Here is a 16,261-nt window from a genome sequence, read left to right on the forward strand (position 1 = left end):
GGACGAAAAAAAACCGGCGCGGGTGCGCCGGTCTGCCGGATGGGCGGGGCGGCGCGGGGCCGCCCGGGCGTGCTTACGACGCCGAATTGCTGCGACGCGGGCCGCCGCTGCGCTGGCCGTCGCGACGCGGGCCGCCATCACGGCTGCCGCCCGGCTTGCCGCTCCAGCCGCCGCCATTGCCGCCGCCGTAGCTGCGGCCGTTGCCGCCATGACCGCCGCCCGGCTTGCCGCCGAAACGACGACCGCCGTTACCGCCGCCCGGACGGCCGCGGCCGCCGGTGCCGCGATCGTTGCGCGGGGGTGCCTTGCGCGGCTCGAAGCCTTCGATCACGTTGACCGGCAGCGGCGAACGCACGAAGCGCTCGATGCGCTTGAGCGCGCCTTGTTCGGCGTGGTGCACGAGGCTCACCGCGGTGCCCGAACGGCCGGCACGGCCCGTACGGCCGATACGGTGCACGTAGTCTTCCGCGAACTTCGGCAGGTCGTAGTTGAAGACGTGCGTGATGCCCGGGATGTCGATGCCGCGGGCCGCGACGTCGGTCGCGACCAGCACGCGCACGCGGCGCTCGCGCAGCGCACGGATGGTGCGGTTGCGCGCGCCCTGCGGCAGGTCGCCGTGCAGCGCGGCCGACTGGAAGCCGGCGTCGGCGAGACGGCCGGCGAGTTGGTCGGCGTCGATCTTGGTCGCCGTGAAGATGATCGCCTGGTCGAGCGCGTCGTCGCGCAGCAGGTGATCGAGCAGACGATCCTTGTGATCGCGGTCGTCGACGTAGTGGACGGTCTGCGCGATGTTCGCGCGCGACTCGATCTTCGCCGTGATCTCGATGCGCTCCGGATCCTTCAGCAGGCGGCTCGTCAGCGAACCGATCTTGCCGTCGAGCGTGGCCGAGAACAGCATCGTCTGGCGCGACTCGGGCGTCGCGGCGACGATCGTCTCGATGTCGTCGATGAAGCCCATGTCGAGCATGCGGTCGGCTTCGTCGAGCACGAGCATCTTCAGTTCGGACAGGTCGATACGGCCGCGCTCGAGGTGGTCGAGCAGGCGGCCCGGCGTGGCGACCAGGATCTCGGGGTTCTTCGCGAGCAGCATCAGCTGCTGGCCGTAGGCGACGCCGCCGAGGATGCTGACCGTACGCAGACGCTTCAGGTGCTTGCCGTAAGTCGACGCGGCCGTGGTGACCTGCATCGCGAGTTCACGGGTCGGCGTCAGCACGAGCAGGCCCGGGCGGGCGACGGGTTGCGGGCGGCGCGCACGGCGGTCGCCCTGGTTCGGTTCACGCGGCGCACGCGGTTGCTGCGCCTGCGTCTTCTGAAGCTGCGCGAACCGTTCGATCGCGGGCAGCATGAATGCGGCCGTCTTGCCCGAACCGGTCGGGCTCGACACCAGCAGGTCACGGCCGGCGATGCCGGCCGGAATCGCGCGCTGCTGGACCGGCGTCGGCTTGGCGTAGCCGGCGGCCTGCAGCGCGGAGACGATCTCCGGCGACAACCCGAGCGACGCGAAAGTCGGCTCGTCCGACGCCGGTTCGACCGCGGCCGGTGCGGCGGCGTTCTCGAGACCGAGCGCCTGGTCGGCGATCGCGTTGAGCGGGCTGGAGTTGATGCTCGAAGTCATAACAATCCTTGAAACACAGTGGGTGAAACGTCGGCGCCAATCGCGCATACCCAAGTCGTCGGATTCAGCGAGCAAATCGGGAAACGGGTGCAATCCGCCGAACCGTCGGCGGATGAGGCATTAGAAGCTGTTTTGGGTGCGGCGCGCTTCTGGAGCGGGGCCGCCAGCCTGATAAGTGACGACCGCGAGGGTCGAAGCAGGAGGGGACAGGTTCTAAACCGGATTGGAGCTTAACGCTACGAGGCGTCGGGCCGGAACGGCTTGCGAGCCGAGCGCGGGAGATGACGCAGCCAGCATTATAAAGATATTTGCTGCGCTGCGCCACTGATTTGATTGCCTATTGCGGCGGGCGGGGCAGGTCAGGACGCCGTGCCGTTCTTCAGCGATTCGACGAGCTCGATGTATTGCTGCTTCGCCGCATCCTGGGTCGTGCCTTTCAGGGCTTCCCATGCGTCGTACTTGTACTTGCCGACGATATCGGTGAAGCCGGGCTTGTCGCCGTGCGCGTCGCCGTCGGTCGCCTGCTTGAAGAGCGCGTACAGGCGCAGCAGCGTCAGGTTGCCCGGTCGCTCGGTCAGTTGCTTGACGTCGATCTGGGCCTGGTCGAATTGGGCGGTGAGTTCGCTCATCGTGTGTCTCCGTAAGGGTTTCAAGTCGGCCGATCTTAACAAGCGCCGCGCCGCGCGGGGTCGAGCGATCCTTCCAAACCGCCAGCCGGGCGGCGTGCGCAACGCGATCGGGTCCGATCGCCCGTGGGAGCGGGGCGCCGCATTACAATGTCGGCCATGACGCAAACAGTGCTCCTCGCCATCGATACGTCGACCGAATACTGCTCGGTCGCGCTGCTGCGCTCGGCTTCGGCCGATGACGCCGTTTCCACCCCGCAAACCTGGGTCCGCCACGAGCTGACGGGCGCCGTGTCGAGCACGCGCGTGCTGCCGGCCATCCAGGAACTCTTCGCCGAATCGGGCCTCACGTTCGCCGATTGCGACGCGATCGCGTTCGGCGCGGGCCCCGGCTCGTTCACCGGGTTGCGTACCGCGACCGGCATTACCCAGGGGCTCGCGTTCGGGCGGGGGCTGCCGGTCGTGCCGGTCGGCACGCTGCTCACGTGTGCCGAGCATGCGCGACTGCGCGCGCCCGGCACGACGCGCGTGCTGGCCGCGCTCGATGCGCGGATGGACGAAGCGTACTGGGCCGATTTCGCGTGGGACGACCAGGCAGGCGACTGGCGAACGTTGCATCCGGCGTCGCTCGATGCGCCGGGCGCCGTCGGCGTGCCCGACGCGCCGTTCACGCTCGCGGGCAACGCGGCGGCCGCATTCGGCGCGCAGCTGCCGGCCGGGGCCGCCGCGGCCGTGATCGACGGCGACGCGCTGCCGCATGCGCTGGCGGTCGCGCATGCCGCGCTGCGGGCGTTCCGCGCCGGCCGTACGGTGCCGGCCGACCAGGCTGCACCGGAGTACGTGCGCGACAAGGTCGCGCAGACCACCGCCGAGCGCATCGCGGCCCGCGCCGCGCAGACGGGCGGAGCGAAAGGATGACGGGCGTATTGTTGAGCGACCGCTATCTGTCGCCGATGACGGATACCGATCTCGATGAAGTCGTCGCGATCGAGCAGGTCGCGTACGAATTCCCGTGGAGCCGCGGCAATTTCGAGGATTCGCTGCGCAACGGCTATTTCGGCGTGTGCCTGCGGCACGTGACGGGCGCGCTCGTCGGCTATTGCGTGCTGATGCCGGTCATCGACGAGATGCACCTGCTGAACTTGTGCGTCGCCCCGGCGGCCCAGCAGTCGGGCGCGGGCCTCGCGCTGCTGCGCGAAGCCGTGCGCATCTCGCGCGCCGAACGGCTCGACGGCGTGCTGCTCGAGGTGCGGCCGTCCAATCCGCGCGCGATCCATCTGTACGAGCGCTTCGGCTTCGTGACGATCGGCCGGCGCAAGAACTACTATCCGGCGCGGCATCGCAGCCGGGAGGACGCGATCGTGATGCGTCTGACGCTGAACAAGGACGAAGGGGACGCGCATGGCGTGGGCTGAAGCAGCGCTCGAGGAAATGGGGCTCGCGCAAATATGGGTGCGGCGCGGGCAGCGTGCGGAAGGCGATGAAGCGGGCGCTACGCCGACGGCTGCGTCCGGCGCGGGGGGCGAGGTGTCCGCCGTTGCGACCGCAACCGTCGCGGCAACGCCTCGGCCGGTCGCGGAACAGCCTCGCGACACGCAGCCGCCTGCGACGCGTGCGATCGCACGTGACGATACGCCGCCGGTCGGCGCAACCGCACGCAATGCGGCACCGGCGGGCGAGGCCGGTTCGGCCGCCCGTGTCGCGAGCGATGACGACCGCGTGCCCACCACGCCCGCACCGGCCGCTGCCGCGGACGACATGCCGCCCGTCACCGAGGACGATTTCGCCTGGTTCGACGCGGCGCCGCCCGGCGATCCGCTGCCGCCGGCAGAATCGCGTCCCGCCGCAACCCCGGTGGCGATGCTCGACTGGGATGCGCTGGCCGACCGCGTTGCCGGCTGCACGAGCTGCCGCCTGTGCGAGAAGCGCACCAATACCGTGTTCGGTGTCGGCGATCGCGAGGCGGACTGGATGCTGATCGGCGAGGCGCCGGGCGAGAACGAGGACAAGCAGGGCGAGCCGTTCGTCGGCCAGGCCGGCAAGCTGCTCGACAACATGCTGCAGTCGCTTGCGCTCAAGCGCGGCGACAACGTCTACATCGCGAACGTGATCAAGTGTCGCCCGCCGGGCAACCGCAATCCGGAACCGGACGAGGTCGCGCGCTGCGAGCCGTACCTGCAGCGCCAGGTCGCGCTCGTGAAGCCGAAGCTGATCGTCGCGCTCGGCCGTTTCGCCGCGCAGACGCTGCTGAAGACGGACGCGAGCATTGCCTCGCTGCGCGGCCGCGTGCACACGTATGAAGGCGTGCCGGTGATCGTTACCTATCACCCGGCGTACCTGCTGCGCAGCCTGCAGGACAAGTCGAAGGCGTGGGCCGACCTGTGCCTGGCGCGCGACACGTTCCAGCGGCCGGAGGGTGACGACGCGAACGGGCCGGCCGGACGATGACGCGCGGCGCGGCGTTCGCGTTCGTCGATACGCTGCACGATGCCGCGGTCCGCGATCTGGGCTGGCTTCTCGCGAGCCCGAGCCTGCTCACCGCGGCGCCCGGCGCGCCGCTCGCGCATCCGTGGTCGAGCGCTGTCGAGCGGGTGGCCGTCGAAGCGTGGCTCGTCGCGCTCGATGCCGCGCCGGCGCCGCTGCACCGCGCACTCGACGGGCTGCGGCCCGTGCGACTCGGCCGCTATGCCGAATGCCTGCTCGAGTATTTCCTCACGCACGGGCCGTCGCTGCGGCTCGTCGCCGCCAATCTGCCGCTGCGCAGCAACGGCAAGACGCTCGGCGAAGTCGATTTCCTCGTCGATGCGCCGGGCGGGCAGCGCCTGCACTGGGAACTCGCGGTGAAGTGCTATCTGTGCGCGCCGGTGGACGGCGACGCAACGCTCGCGGATTTCGTCGGGCCGAATCTTGTCGACCGCCTCGACCGCAAGCGCAGCCGGTTGCTCGAGCATCAATTGCGGCTGAGCGATCGCCACGGGTTCGCGCTGCTCGGCTACGGCGCGCCGTCCGATGCACAGATGTTCATCAGGGGCTGGCTGTTCTATCCACACGGCGTGCCGCTGCCGCCGGTGGCTGCAGAAATCGCGGCCGATCATCCGCGCGGGTTCTGGCTCACGCATGCGCAGTGGCCGGCCTGGGCGGCCGCGCAACCCGGTGGAGCGGCGTGGAACGTGCTGCCGCGGCTGGCGTGGCTCGCGCCGCGGCGGGCGGCGGTGGACGCCGCGCCCGAAGCGCTGGCGCAGTCGCTCGCGCTGCCGTCCGTATTGACGGCGCGCCAGGCGCCTGCCTTGATCGGTGTGCATCGACAGGACCGCGACGGCGTATGGCGGGAGACGGCACGCGGCTTCATCGTCCCGGACGACTGGCCGGCGCGTGCGCGGGCGTTCGCCGCGCAGGACCACTGACGCCGCGTCAGCCGGCGCTTACCACCAGCGATGGAAGTGATGGACGGGGCCGACGCCGTGGCCGACGTCGAGCTGACCACTCGCGGCGATCGCGCCGGTCAGATAGGCTTTTGCTTCGCGCACCGCGCTCTCGAGATCGGGCTGTTGCGGCAGCAGCGCGGCGATCGCCGACGACAGCGTGCAGCCGGTGCCATGCGTATTGCTGACCGGCACGCGCGCACCGTCGAACCGCACCGTATGCGCCGCGTCGACGAGCCAGTCGGGGCTCGCGGCGGCATCGGGCAGATGGCCGCCCTTCATCAGCACGGCGCGCGCACCGGTCTTCAGCAGCAGTTGACCTTGCCGGACCATCTCGTCTTCGGTCGTCGCGGGCGTATCGCCGAGCAGGGCGGCCGCTTCGGGCAGGTTCGGCGTGACGACGGTCGCGAGCGGCAGCAGCGCGTCGCGCAACGCGTCGACCGCATCGGGCGCGAGCAGCGCATGCGAGCTCTTCGAGATCATCACCGTGTCGAGCACGACGAAGCGCGGCGCATGGCGCCGCAGCGCGTCGGCCACCGCGTGCACGATCGCCGCGTTCGCGAGCATGCCGATCTTGACCGCGTCGATGCGGATGTCGTCGAACACCGCGTCGAGCTGCGCGGTCACGAACGCGGCGTCCGGCGCGTGCACGCCGGTCACGCCGCGCGTGTTCTGCGCGGTCAGCGCGGTGATCACGCTCGCGCCGTACGCGCCGAGCGCGGAGAAGGTCTTGAGGTCGGCCTGGATGCCCGCGCCGCCGCCCGAGTCGGAGCCGGCGATCGTCAGGACGTTGGGTATCGGGTGCGTCATGATGGCAAGGCGCCGGTTCGAATACCGGCGCCGACGGACGAAAACGGGAAGTGTAGCGTCAGTGCCGCGATTCGCCGATCAGCGCGACCGAGTCGAACTGACGCTGGTTCGCCTGGTGGCGGCGCATCACGAGCCACATCGTCAGGCAGACGAACGTGCCGAACAGCACGATCACGACGCCGACCGGCACGTCGAGCCAGACCAGCACCGCATACAGGCACAGCATCACGAGCACCGACAGGTTCTCGTTGAAATTCTGCACCGCGATCGAGTGGCCGGCCGACAGCAGCACGTGGCCGCGATGCTGCAGCAGTGCGTTCATCGGAACCACGAAGTAGCCGGACAGCGCGCCGACGCAGATCAGGAAGATGTACGCGACGATCAGGTACGCCGGCAGGCGCAGGTGGCCGAAGTGCACGGCCCAGTGCGACGGGAACAGGTCACGCGTGTAGAACGCCATCAGCATGACCGCGATGCCCATGATGATGCCGACGGGCAGCACGGTGAGCGACTTCTTCAGCGGGATCCGCGCGGCGGCGGCGATCGCGCCGCCCGCGACACCGACCGCGACCACCGCCTGCAGGATCGCGCCTTCGGACAGCGACATGTTGAGCGAGACTTCGGCCCACTTCAGCACGATGAACTGCAGCGTCGCGCCGGCGCCCCAGAACAGCGTCGTGACCGCGAGCGAGATCTGGCCGAGCTTGTCGCGCCAGAGCACCATGAAGCAGTCGGCGAAGTCGGTGAGGAGCTTGACCGGGCCACGCTCCTGCTTCGGGTAGCGCGCGCCCGTATCGGGGATCCGCAGGTTGAAGATGGCGGCGATCACGTAGATCGCCATGATGATCACCATCGCCGCTTCGGCGGGCGTGGCGATCCAGGCTGGCGTGTGCGCGATCACGTGCGACGCGATGTGCGGGCTGATCAGCGCGCCGCCGAGCACGGTGCCGAGGATGATCGAGCTGACGGTCGTGCCTTCGATCCAGCCGTTCGCGGCGACGAGCCTGTCGGCCGGCAGCAGCTCGGTCAGAATGCCGTATTTCGCGGGCGAGTAGGCCGCGGCGCCGAAGCCGACGATCCCGTATGCGATCAGCGGATGAGCGCCGAGCAGCATGATCAGGCAGCCGACCACCTTGATCGAGTTGGTGATGAACATCACTCGGCCCTTCGGGCGCGAGTCGGCGAACGCACCGACATACGCCGCCAGCACCACGTAGGACAACACGAAGAACAGCTTGAGCAGCGGTGTCATCCAGTTGGGGGCGTGGAGGTCTTTCAGCAGGGCGATGGCGGCGATGAGAAGCGCATTGTCGGCCAACGACGAGAAAAACTGCGCGGCCATGATGGTGTAAAAACCTTTTTTCATCTGATGCGATGCTTTCGTCGCTGCGGCAGGGCCGCGTAGGCCGCCTGGTATGCGATCGGCTTATTCCGTTCGAAATGGGTTGTGCGCACGGCTTTATAACACGAAAATACGGCAATTCGGACTAGCAAGATTCCCCGATCGTTCCGCAAATTGTCGGCTTCGGTGCTCAAAAGGCGCGGTAAGCTGATGATTCGCAAGCGTCTTTACGTAAATTTCCCATGCCGCGCCCGATCTCCGCCACCATCCACACCGCCGCTCTCGCGAACAATCTCTCCGTCGTCCGCCGATTTGCCGGCCCGTCCAAGGTCTGGGCGGTCGTCAAGGCCAACGCGTACGGCCACGGTCTCGCGCGCGTGTTTCCCGGCCTGCGCGGCACCGACGGCTTCGGCCTGCTCGACCTCGACGAGGCCGTGAAGCTGCGCGAGCTCGGCTGGGCCGGCCCGATCCTGCTGCTCGAAGGGTTCTTCCGCTCGACCGACATCGACGTGATCGACCGCTACAGCCTCACGACCACCGTCCACAACGACGAACAGATGCGGATGCTGGAGACGGCGCGGTTGTCGAAGCCGGTCAACGTGCACCTAAAGATGAACAGCGGGATGAACCGGCTCGGCTACGTGCCGGAGAAATACCGCGCCGCGTGGGAGCGCGCCCGCGCGTGCCCCGGCATCGGCCAGATTACGTTGATGACCCATTTTTCGGACGCGGACAACGAGCGCGGTGTGGCCGAGCAGCTCGCGACGTTCGAGCGCGGTGCGGAAAACATTGCCGGTGCGCGCAGTCTCGCGAATTCGGCTGCCGTGCTGTGGCATCCGGATACGCACTTCGACTGGGTGCGCCCGGGGATTGTGCTGTACGGCGCGTCGCCGTCGGGGCTGTCGGCCGACATCGCCGACACGGGCCTGAAGCCCGCGATGACGCTCGCGTCCGAGCTGATCGCCGTGCAGACGATCGCGAAGGGGCAGGCTATCGGCTACGGCTCGACGTTCTCCGCGCAGGCGCAGATGCGCATCGGCGTCGTCGCGTGCGGCTATGCGGACGGCTATCCGCGCGTCGCGCCCGAAGGCACGCCGGTGATCGTCGACGGCATCCGCACGCGGATCGTCGGCCGCGTGTCGATGGACATGATTACCGTCGACCTGACGCCGTGCCCGCAGGCCGGCGTCGGCGCGCGGGTCGAGCTGTGGGGCGACGCGCTGCCGATCGACGACGTCGCGCGCCATTGCGGGACCATCGGCTATGAACTGATGTGCGCGGTCGCCGGCCGCGTGCCGGTGCGCGCGGAATAAGGGCAGCACGCGTGGCAAAACAGAAAACCGTCTACGTCTGCAGCGAGTGCGGCGGACAAACCCCGAAGTGGCAGGGGCAATGCCCGTCGTGCCAGGCCTGGAACACGCTCGTCGAATCGGTCGCCGAGTCTCCGGCCGCCCATCGCTTCCAGTCGCTCGCGAAACGGGCGCCCGTGCAGCGGCTCGTCGACATCGAGGCGGCCGACGTGCCGCGCTTCTCCACCGGCATCGGCGAATTTGACCGCGTGCTGGGCGGCGGGCTGGTGCCGGGCGGCGTCGTGCTGATCGGCGGCGATCCGGGCATCGGCAAGTCGACGCTGTTGCTGCAGTCGCTCGCGGACATCGCGAGCGAGCGTCGTGCACTCTATATCAGCGGCGAGGAATCGGCCGCGCAGATCGCGTTGCGCGCGCAACGGCTCGCGCTGCTCGACGGCGGCGCGCCGGCGGCCGAGTTGAAGCTGCTCGCCGAAATCCAGCTCGAGAAGATCCAGGCCGCGATCGATGCGGAACGGCCGGACGTTGCCGTCATCGACTCGATCCAGACCGTCTATTCCGAAGCGCTGACGTCGGCGCCCGGTTCGGTGGCCCAGGTGCGCGAGTGCGCGGCGCAGCTCACGCGCATCGCGAAGCAGTCCGGCACCGCGATCATCATGGTCGGACACGTGACGAAGGAGGGCAACCTCGCCGGCCCGCGCGTGCTCGAGCACATTGTCGACACTGTGCTGTATTTCGAAGGCGACACCCATTCGTCGTTCCGGCTCGTGCGCGCGTTCAAGAACCGCTTCGGTGCGGTCAACGAACTCGGCGTGTTCGCGATGACCGAGCGCGGGCTGCGCGGTGTCGCGAATCCGTCCGCGCTGTTCCTGTCGCAGCACGAGCAGGTCGTGCCGGGTTCCTGCGTGCTCGTCACGCAGGAGGGCACACGCCCGCTGCTCGTCGAAATCCAGGCGCTCGTCGATACGGCCCACGTGCCGAACCCGCGCCGGCTCGCGGTCGGCCTCGAGCAGAACCGGCTCGCGATGCTGCTCGCGGTGCTGCACCGTCATGCGGGCATCGCGTGTTTCGATCAGGACGTGTTTCTGAACGCGGTGGGCGGCGTGAAGATCACCGAACCGGCCGCCGACCTCGCGGTGCTGCTCGCGATCCATTCGTCGATGCGCAACAAGGCGCTGCCGAAGGGCCTGATCGTATTCGGCGAAGTGGGGCTGGCGGGCGAGATCCGGCCGTCGCCGCGTGGCCAGGAACGGCTGCGCGAGGCGGCGAAGCTTGGTTTCACCGCAGCGCTGATCCCGAAGGCGAATGCGCCAAAACAGCCGATCGAAGGGCTGAACGTGATGGCCGTCGAGCGGATCGAGCAGGCGATCGACCGCGTGCGCGATCTCGAATGACCGTGGTGGCCGGCACCCGCGCGTGCCGGCCGGCCGCGATCTGTCGCGTAATTCGTTGTAAAGAATATGTAGGCTGATGTAACCTGCCGGACATCGCTTTTCCCTATCCTTTGCCGGATTGTCGAACCGCGCAATGCGAAGGGAACCTATGTTCAAACAGTATGGGGAAACGCCGGGCGGACGCAGTTACAACCTGCGCGGCTGCCGCGTGTCGGAGCCGATCGTTCAGCCGTGGGGCGGTGGATGCCGAATCGTCGAGTGGATCGACGACGAAGGGCGCATCGCGCGCCGGGTCGTGTCCGAGGACGTGACGGAAGCGGAGGTTGCCGCGGCGATCCGCCGGCCGACCGAAGGGCGGCGTCACCTGATGGACGACGACGAGCAGATGCCGCGCGATACGTTGCCGCGGCGTTGAGCGGGTGGCGGGGCTGACGAACGGCCGACGCGACAACGGCGAACGCGACAATAACGACAAGGCCGGGCCTGAGTGCCCGGCCTTGTCGTTTCCGGGCCCGGCGCAACCGGGCGGTGCGTCGGGCGTTGACGCATCCCGGGGGTGCCGCGCGTGGCAGATGAAGCGATCGGCCGACGGCGCCCGGGCCGTGGTCAGCCGATCTGCTCGAGCTCTTCCTGCACGGCGAGCCAGTCCGCCTCGACGGTTTCGAGCCGGGTATTGACCTCACCGAGCTTGCGGATCGCGTCGGTCAGTTCCGTCTTGCGCGCGGCCTCGTAGCTCGCCGGATCGGCGACGAACGCGTCGAGGCGAGCCTTCTCCGCGTGCAATGTTTCCATTTCCTTTTCGAGCTTCGTGATGCGGTTCTGCAGCGGTTTCTTCAACTGCGACAACCGCTGGCGCTCCTCGGCCGCCTGACGTTTCTGATCCTTGCGGTTGACGCCCGGATCCACATCCGCTGCCGCCGCGCTGTCGGCCTTCGCGGCCGCGCGTTGCTCGGCCGCATGCTGCAGGAGCCAGTCGCGGTAATCGTCGAGATCGCCGTCGAACGGCTGCAGACGGTGTTTCGCGACGAGCATGAACTGGTCGGTGGTCGCGCGCAGCAGGTGGCGGTCGTGCGAGACGAGGATCAGCGTGCCTTCGAACTGCGCGAGCGCCATCGTCAGCGCGTGACGCGTTTCGAGGTCGAGGTGGTTGGTCGGCTCGTCGAGCAGCAGCAGGTTCGGCTTCTGCCAGATGATCAGCGCGAGCGCGAGCCGCGCTTTCTCGCCACCCGAGAACGGGCCGACCGGGCTCGTCGCCATGTCGCCCGAGAAATTGAAGCCGCCGAGGAAATCGCGCAGTTCCTGCTCGCGCGTATCGGGGGCGAGCCGGGCGAGATGCGCGAGCGGCGAATCGTCCTCGCGCAGCGTTTCGAGCTGGTGCTGCGCGAAATAGCCGATCGTCAGCCCCTTGCCGTCGCGCACGTGGCCCGACAGCGGCGCGAGCGTGCCGGCCAGCGTCTTGATCAGCGTCGACTTGCCCTGGCCGTTCGCGCCGAGCAGGCCGATGCGCTGGCCGTTCTGGATCGACAGCGCCACGCGTTCGACGATCGGGATGTCCGTGCCGTCGTCGGCGTGGTAGCCGCAGCGGACGTCCTCCATCACCATCATCGGATTCGGCGCGGCATCGGGCGTGCGGAACTCGAACGTGAACGGCGATGCGATGTGCGCGGGCGCGATCAACTCCATTTTCTCGAGCGCCTTCATCCGGCTTTGCGCCTGCTTGGCCTTGGTCGCCTTGGCCTTGAAGCGGTCGACGAAGCTCTGCAGGTGCTCGATCGTCTTCTGCTGCTTTTCGTATGCGCTTTGCTGCAGCGCCAGTTGTTGCGCGCGCAGCACTTCGAATTGCGAGTAATTGCCGCCGTAGCGCTTCACCTGGCGATTTTCCAGATGCAGCGTGACGTTGCAGATCGAGTCGAGGAATTCGCGGTCGTGCGAGATCACGACGAGCGTGCCAGCGTAGCGGTGCAGCCAGTCTTCGAGCCAGACGATCGCGTCGAGGTCGAGGTGGTTGGTCGGTTCGTCGAGCAGCAGCAGGTCGGAGCGGCACATCAGCGCCTGCGCGAGGTTCAGCCGCATGCGCCAGCCGCCGGAGAAGCTGGCGACCGATTCGCGCGTCTGCGCGAGCGTGAAGCCGAGGCCGAGCAGCAGTGCTTCGGCGCGCGCCGGCGCGGTGTAGCCGTCGGCGTCGGCGAAGGCCGCATGTGCGTCGGCCTCGGCTGCGCCGTCATGCGCGGCCGAGGCGGCGGCGATGCGCGCTTCGATCTCGCGCAGCGCGGTGTCGCCGTCGAGCGTGTAGTCGAGCGCCGAGCGGTCGACGGCGGGCGTTTCCTGCGACACGTGGGCGATCCGCCACGACGGCGGCATCGCGAAATCGCCGGCGTCGGAATGCAGCTCGCCGCGCAGGACCGAGAACAGCGTCGATTTGCCGGCGCCGTTCGCGCCGATCAGGCCGGCCTTTTCGCCGGGATTGAGCACGAACGAGGCCGACTCGAACAGCGGCTTGGTGCCGCGCGCAAGGCTGAACTGATTGAAACGGATCACGGCGGGAATGACTGACCAAAACCGCTATTCTAGACTGCGCGCGCGTCGCCCCGGATATCGGCCGTTCGGCAGGTGCCGCAACGGCACAATTTGGCCTAGACTCCACCTCGATCCGGTTTCGTAAAAGGAGTGCCCGATGTCCACCCTGTATTCGTTCAGCGCAGAGACGCTCGCCGGTGAGCCGGCGTCGCTCGATGCGTACCGCGGCAAGGTGCTGCTGATCGTCAATACCGCGAGCGAGTGCGGTTTCACGCCGCAGTATGCGGGCCTGCAGAAGCTGTACGACCAGTACGCGGCGCGCGGTTTCTTCGTGCTCGGCTTCCCGTGCAACCAGTTCGGCAAGCAGGAGCCGGGCGACGCCGCGCAGATCGGCGCGTTCTGCGAGCGCAACTACGGCGTCACGTTCCCGATGTTCGCGAAGATCGACGTGAAGGGCGACCACGCGCATCCGTTGTACCGCTACCTGACCGACGAGGCGCCCGGCATCCTCGGCCTCAAGGCGATCAAGTGGAATTTCACGAAATTCCTGATCGACCGTGACGGGCGGATCGTCAAGCGCTATGCGCCGTCGACGAAGCCCGAGGACATCGCCGCGGATATCGACAAGCTGCTGTAACGCCGAGAAGCGGCGGGGGGGAGCTGTTCGGACCGAGCGGGCAGTGGCGGCCGCGCCGAGCCGAATCCCGCGAAAGCATGTGCCGTCATCCAGGCAGCGCACGTTCGGCGCTCGCGCGGCCGCTACAGGATCGGCGCGAACAGGCGCGCGACGTGCATCGCGATGCGTCGCCACGCGGGCGAGTGCCGATACTCGTTCGCATCGACTTCGTAGGCCAGTGCGAAATCGGCGTCGAGCATGGTCTCGACCTCGTCGGCGAACGTGCGATCGACGGTCAGCACCATGATTTCGAAGTTGAGCCGGAACGAACGGTTGTCGAGATTCGCGCTGCCGATCGCGGCGGCGACGCGGTCGATCAGCACGACCTTCTGGTGCAGGAAGCCGGGCCGGTAGCGGAACACCTTGACGCCCGCGTCGACGAGATCGCGCGCATAGAGCCTGGACGCCTCGAACACGACGTAGTGGTCGCGCCGGCTCGGGATCAGGATGCGCACGTCGACGCCGCGCATCACTGCGAGCTTCAGCGCGGCGATCACCGCTTCGTCGGGTACGAGATACGGCGTCGTGATCCAGATCCGTTCGCGCGCGGCGTTGATCGCCTCGACGAAGAACAGCGAGCCGGTTTCCTGTTTGTCGGCCGGCCCCATCGGCACGGCGAGGCAATGCATCGCGTCGTCGGGCAGCGCCTCCGGCGGCGTGGCGAGCGTCGGCAGCGTCTGCGTGGCCCAGTGCCAGTCTTCGGCGAACACGTACTGAATGCTGGCCACCACGGGGCCGCGGATCTCGATATGGGTGTCGCGCCACGGCGACAGGCGCCGGTTCGCGCCGAGATATTCGACGCCGACGTTGAGGCCGCCGACGAACGCGCGATTGCCGTCGACGACGACGATCTTCCGATGGTTGCGGAAGTTGAGCTGGAAGCGGTTGACGAACTTGCGGTGGGTCGCGAACGGATGGACCTCGACGCCGCCACGGCGCAGCGTGTCGACGTAGCTGTGCGGCAGGTCGAAGCTGCCGATGCTGTCGTACAGCAGGTAGCAGCGCACGCCGGCCGCCGCGCGGGCGAGCAGCGCGTCGCGCAGCATCTGGCCGAGCGCGTCGTCGCGCACGATGAAGAACTGGACGATTACGTAGTCGCGCGCGGCGTCGATCGCCGACAGGATCGCCGAGAAGGTCGCGTCGCCGTTCACGAGCGTGCGCACCGCATTGCCGCCGACGAACGGCATTCCGCCCAGCCGCGTAAGCGCGAGCACGGCGGCCCGGCCGATCGCGTCGGCGGCCGGCCCGTCGGTTGCGTTCGCATCGGGCCACGGCGCGCGCGGTGTGTGCGTGCGTAGCGCTTCCATCTCGTGGCGCCGAGCGTCGACGTAGCCGGAGAACTTGCTGCGGCCGAGGAACAGATAGGGAATGAGCGTCAGGTACGGCATCGCGGCGAGCGATACCGCCCACGCGATCGCGCCTTGCGACGTGCGCGTGTTCAAGATCGCGTGACACGCCGCAATGATCCCGAGCACGTGGATGGCCAGGATCAGGGTGCCGAGGTGTAACCAGTCGAGGGTCATGGGCGCGTGACGGACTCCTGAGGTCGTGCGGCGCGACAGCCGCTTACGCGCATCTTACCGAACCGTGCGGGACAGCGGTGTGCCGTACCGCACGGTTCGGTCGTGGGGTGCCGTCAGGCCTTGCGCGGCAGGTCCGACGCCTGGATCAGGAACACGGCGTCGTCGCCCGCGCTGGTGGGCAGCCACGTGAGCTCGAGGCCGCCGAACGCGGCTTCGACGTGCTCGCGCTCATTGCCGATCTCGACGACGAGCACGCCATCGTCGTGCAGCCACTTGTGCGCTTGCCCGATGATGCGTCGCACGATGTCCATGCCGTCGTCGCCGCCCGCGAGCGCCATCTCCGGCTCGTGCCGGTATTCGGGCGGGAGGGCCGCCATCGACGTTGCGTTCACGTACGGCGGATTCGTCAGGATCACGTCGTAGCGTGTGTCGGGCTCGGCGCGGAACGCGGGCAGCGGCGCGTAGAGGTCGCCGTGATGCAGCGTGATGCGTTCGTCGAGACCATAGTCGTGCACGTTGATCCTGGCGACTTCGAGTGCCTTCTCGGACAGGTCGACCGCGTCGATCTCGGCATTCGGGAACGCGCTGGCCGCGAGAATCGCGAGGCAGCCGGAGCCGGTGCACAGCTCGAGCACCGCGCCGACCTGTTCGGGATCGGCGACATACGGCTGCAGCCCGTCGTCGAGCAGCTCGCCGATGAACGAGCGCGGCACGATCACGCGCTCGTCGACGTAGAAGCGGTGGCCGTGCATCCACGCTTCATGCGTGAGATAGGCGGCCGGCACGCGGTCGGTCGCGCGTCGTTCGATCACCGCGAGCACTGCCGCGATTTCGTCGGGCAGCAGGCGAGCATCGAGGAACGGCTCGAGCGTGTCGAGCGGCAGGTCGAGCGTGTGCAGCACGAGGTAGGCGGCTTCGTCGTACGCGTTGTCCGAGCCGTGGCCGAACGCGAGCTTCGCCTTCGAGAAGCGCGTGACCGCATAGCGCAGCAGGTCGCGAACGGTTGCAAAAGGTGTCGTCATGCGAGGC

15 protein-coding genes are annotated in these 16,261 nt (G+C 68.1%); 8 read left to right on the top strand and 7 right to left on the bottom strand.

Going from position 1 to position 16,261, the window contains the following annotated elements; all coding sequences use genetic code 11:
* Nucleotides 1–73 precede the first annotated feature (73 nt).
* Nucleotides 74–1,615, bottom strand: coding sequence for a DEAD/DEAH box helicase (locus tag HWX25_RS27910; RefSeq protein ID WP_059692009.1), 1,542 nt, complete (start codon nt 1,613–1,615; stop codon nt 74–76).
* Nucleotides 1,616–1,974: 359 nt separating this feature from the next.
* Complete coding sequence (locus HWX25_RS27915; RefSeq protein ID WP_059529263.1) at nt 1,975–2,244, bottom strand: acyl-CoA-binding protein; 270 nt, start codon at nt 2,242–2,244, stop codon at nt 1,975–1,977.
* Nucleotides 2,245–2,391: 147 nt separating this feature from the next.
* On the opposite strand from HWX25_RS27915, the gene tsaB reads away from it, so the two are divergent.
* Genes tsaB through HWX25_RS27935 form a run of 4 tightly spaced genes read left to right on the top strand, consistent with a single transcriptional unit; the run spans nt 2,392 to nt 5,645 of the window.
* Nucleotides 2,392–3,159, top strand: coding sequence for a tRNA (adenosine(37)-N6)-threonylcarbamoyltransferase complex dimerization subunit type 1 TsaB (tsaB, locus tag HWX25_RS27920; protein ID WP_175911661.1), 768 nt, complete (start codon nt 2,392–2,394; stop codon nt 3,157–3,159).
* Nucleotides 3,156–3,656: a ribosomal protein S18-alanine N-acetyltransferase gene (rimI, locus tag HWX25_RS27925; RefSeq protein ID WP_059529269.1), complete on the top strand. Its 501-nt coding sequence runs from the start codon at nt 3,156–3,158 to the stop codon at nt 3,654–3,656. Before tsaB ends, rimI begins: the two co-directional genes overlap by 4 nt.
* Nucleotides 3,643–4,689: a uracil-DNA glycosylase gene (locus HWX25_RS27930; protein WP_175911662.1), complete on the top strand. Its 1,047-nt coding sequence runs from the start codon at nt 3,643–3,645 to the stop codon at nt 4,687–4,689. The genes rimI and HWX25_RS27930 overlap by 14 nt, the downstream gene beginning before the upstream one ends.
* Nucleotides 4,686–5,645: a DUF1853 family protein gene (locus tag HWX25_RS27935; protein ID WP_175911663.1), complete on the top strand. Its 960-nt coding sequence runs from the start codon at nt 4,686–4,688 to the stop codon at nt 5,643–5,645. Before HWX25_RS27930 ends, HWX25_RS27935 begins: the two co-directional genes overlap by 4 nt.
* Nucleotides 5,646–5,663: 18 nt before the next feature.
* On the opposite strand, the gene thiD is transcribed toward HWX25_RS27935, so the two are convergent.
* Nucleotides 5,664–6,473, bottom strand: coding sequence for a bifunctional hydroxymethylpyrimidine kinase/phosphomethylpyrimidine kinase (gene thiD / locus HWX25_RS27940; RefSeq protein WP_175911664.1), 810 nt, complete (start codon nt 6,471–6,473; stop codon nt 5,664–5,666).
* A gap of 58 nt (nt 6,474–6,531) precedes the next feature.
* The gene (lplT, locus tag HWX25_RS27945) at nt 6,532–7,839 is read right to left on the bottom strand and encodes a lysophospholipid transporter LplT (RefSeq protein WP_059817761.1); all 1,308 of its coding nucleotides are present in this window, start codon (nt 7,837–7,839) and stop codon (nt 6,532–6,534) included.
* 218 nt (nt 7,840–8,057) lie between these two features.
* On the opposite strand from lplT, the gene alr reads away from it, so the two are divergent.
* From alr to HWX25_RS27960, 3 genes are all read left to right on the top strand, one after another.
* Nucleotides 8,058–9,128, top strand: a complete 1,071-nt coding sequence (alr, locus tag HWX25_RS27950) for an alanine racemase (RefSeq protein WP_059529283.1) — start codon at nt 8,058–8,060, stop codon at nt 9,126–9,128.
* A gap of 11 nt (nt 9,129–9,139) precedes the next feature.
* A complete protein-coding gene (radA, locus tag HWX25_RS27955; RefSeq protein ID WP_044847946.1) occupies nt 9,140–10,516 on the top strand; it encodes a DNA repair protein RadA in 1,377 nt (458 codons plus the stop codon).
* Nucleotides 10,517–10,664: 148 nt separating this feature from the next.
* The gene (locus tag HWX25_RS27960) at nt 10,665–10,931 is read left to right on the top strand and encodes a DUF2866 domain-containing protein (RefSeq protein WP_059529286.1); all 267 of its coding nucleotides are present in this window, start codon (nt 10,665–10,667) and stop codon (nt 10,929–10,931) included.
* 191 nt (nt 10,932–11,122) lie between these two features.
* On the opposite strand, the gene HWX25_RS27965 is transcribed toward HWX25_RS27960, so the two are convergent.
* The gene (locus HWX25_RS27965; protein ID WP_175911665.1) at nt 11,123–13,054 is read right to left on the bottom strand and encodes an ATP-binding cassette domain-containing protein; all 1,932 of its coding nucleotides are present in this window, start codon (nt 13,052–13,054) and stop codon (nt 11,123–11,125) included.
* 136 nt (nt 13,055–13,190) lie between these two features.
* On the opposite strand from HWX25_RS27965, the gene HWX25_RS27970 reads away from it, so the two are divergent.
* Entirely contained in the window at nt 13,191–13,670 is a 480-nt protein-coding gene (locus tag HWX25_RS27970; RefSeq protein WP_059529292.1) for a glutathione peroxidase, read from the top strand.
* A gap of 122 nt (nt 13,671–13,792) precedes the next feature.
* Here the strand turns inward: HWX25_RS27970 and cls are convergent, their stop codons facing one another.
* Nucleotides 13,793–15,232: a cardiolipin synthase gene (cls, locus tag HWX25_RS27975; RefSeq protein WP_175911667.1), complete on the bottom strand. Its 1,440-nt coding sequence runs from the start codon at nt 15,230–15,232 to the stop codon at nt 13,793–13,795.
* Between the two features lie 113 nt (nt 15,233–15,345).
* Nucleotides 15,346–16,254, bottom strand: coding sequence for a 50S ribosomal protein L3 N(5)-glutamine methyltransferase (gene prmB / locus HWX25_RS27980; protein ID WP_175911669.1), 909 nt, complete (start codon nt 16,252–16,254; stop codon nt 15,346–15,348).
* Nucleotides 16,255–16,261: the final 7 nt, after the last annotated feature.

Origin of the sequence: Burkholderia sp. BCC1640 (assembly GCF_902833125.1) — a bacterium.
Taxonomy (GTDB): domain Bacteria; phylum Pseudomonadota; class Gammaproteobacteria; order Burkholderiales; family Burkholderiaceae; genus Burkholderia; species Burkholderia diffusa.

Bases quoted from the DNA above. Each gene is read 5' to 3' on its own strand.
- HWX25_RS27910 (WP_059692009.1), bottom strand. From the start codon at position 1,615: ATGACTTCGAGCATCAACTCCAGCCCGCTCAACGCGATCGCCGACCAG.
- HWX25_RS27915 (WP_059529263.1), bottom strand. From the start codon at position 2,244: ATGAGCGAACTCACCGCCCAATTCGACCAGGCCCAGATCGACGTCAAG.
- tsaB (WP_175911661.1), top strand. From the start codon at position 2,392: ATGTCGGCCATGACGCAAACAGTGCTCCTCGCCATCGATACGTCGACC.
- rimI (WP_059529269.1), top strand. From the start codon at position 3,156: ATGACGGGCGTATTGTTGAGCGACCGCTATCTGTCGCCGATGACGGAT.
- HWX25_RS27930 (WP_175911662.1), top strand. From the start codon at position 3,643: ATGGCGTGGGCTGAAGCAGCGCTCGAGGAAATGGGGCTCGCGCAAATA.
- HWX25_RS27935 (WP_175911663.1), top strand. From the start codon at position 4,686: ATGACGCGCGGCGCGGCGTTCGCGTTCGTCGATACGCTGCACGATGCC.
- thiD (WP_175911664.1), bottom strand. From the start codon at position 6,473: ATGACGCACCCGATACCCAACGTCCTGACGATCGCCGGCTCCGACTCG.
- lplT (WP_059817761.1), bottom strand. From the start codon at position 7,839: ATGAAAAAAGGTTTTTACACCATCATGGCCGCGCAGTTTTTCTCGTCG.
- alr (WP_059529283.1), top strand. From the start codon at position 8,058: ATGCCGCGCCCGATCTCCGCCACCATCCACACCGCCGCTCTCGCGAAC.
- HWX25_RS27960 (WP_059529286.1), top strand. From the start codon at position 10,665: ATGTTCAAACAGTATGGGGAAACGCCGGGCGGACGCAGTTACAACCTG.
- HWX25_RS27970 (WP_059529292.1), top strand. From the start codon at position 13,191: ATGTCCACCCTGTATTCGTTCAGCGCAGAGACGCTCGCCGGTGAGCCG.
- cls (WP_175911667.1), bottom strand. From the start codon at position 15,232: ATGACCCTCGACTGGTTACACCTCGGCACCCTGATCCTGGCCATCCAC.
- prmB (WP_175911669.1), bottom strand. From the start codon at position 16,254: ATGACGACACCTTTTGCAACCGTTCGCGACCTGCTGCGCTATGCGGTC.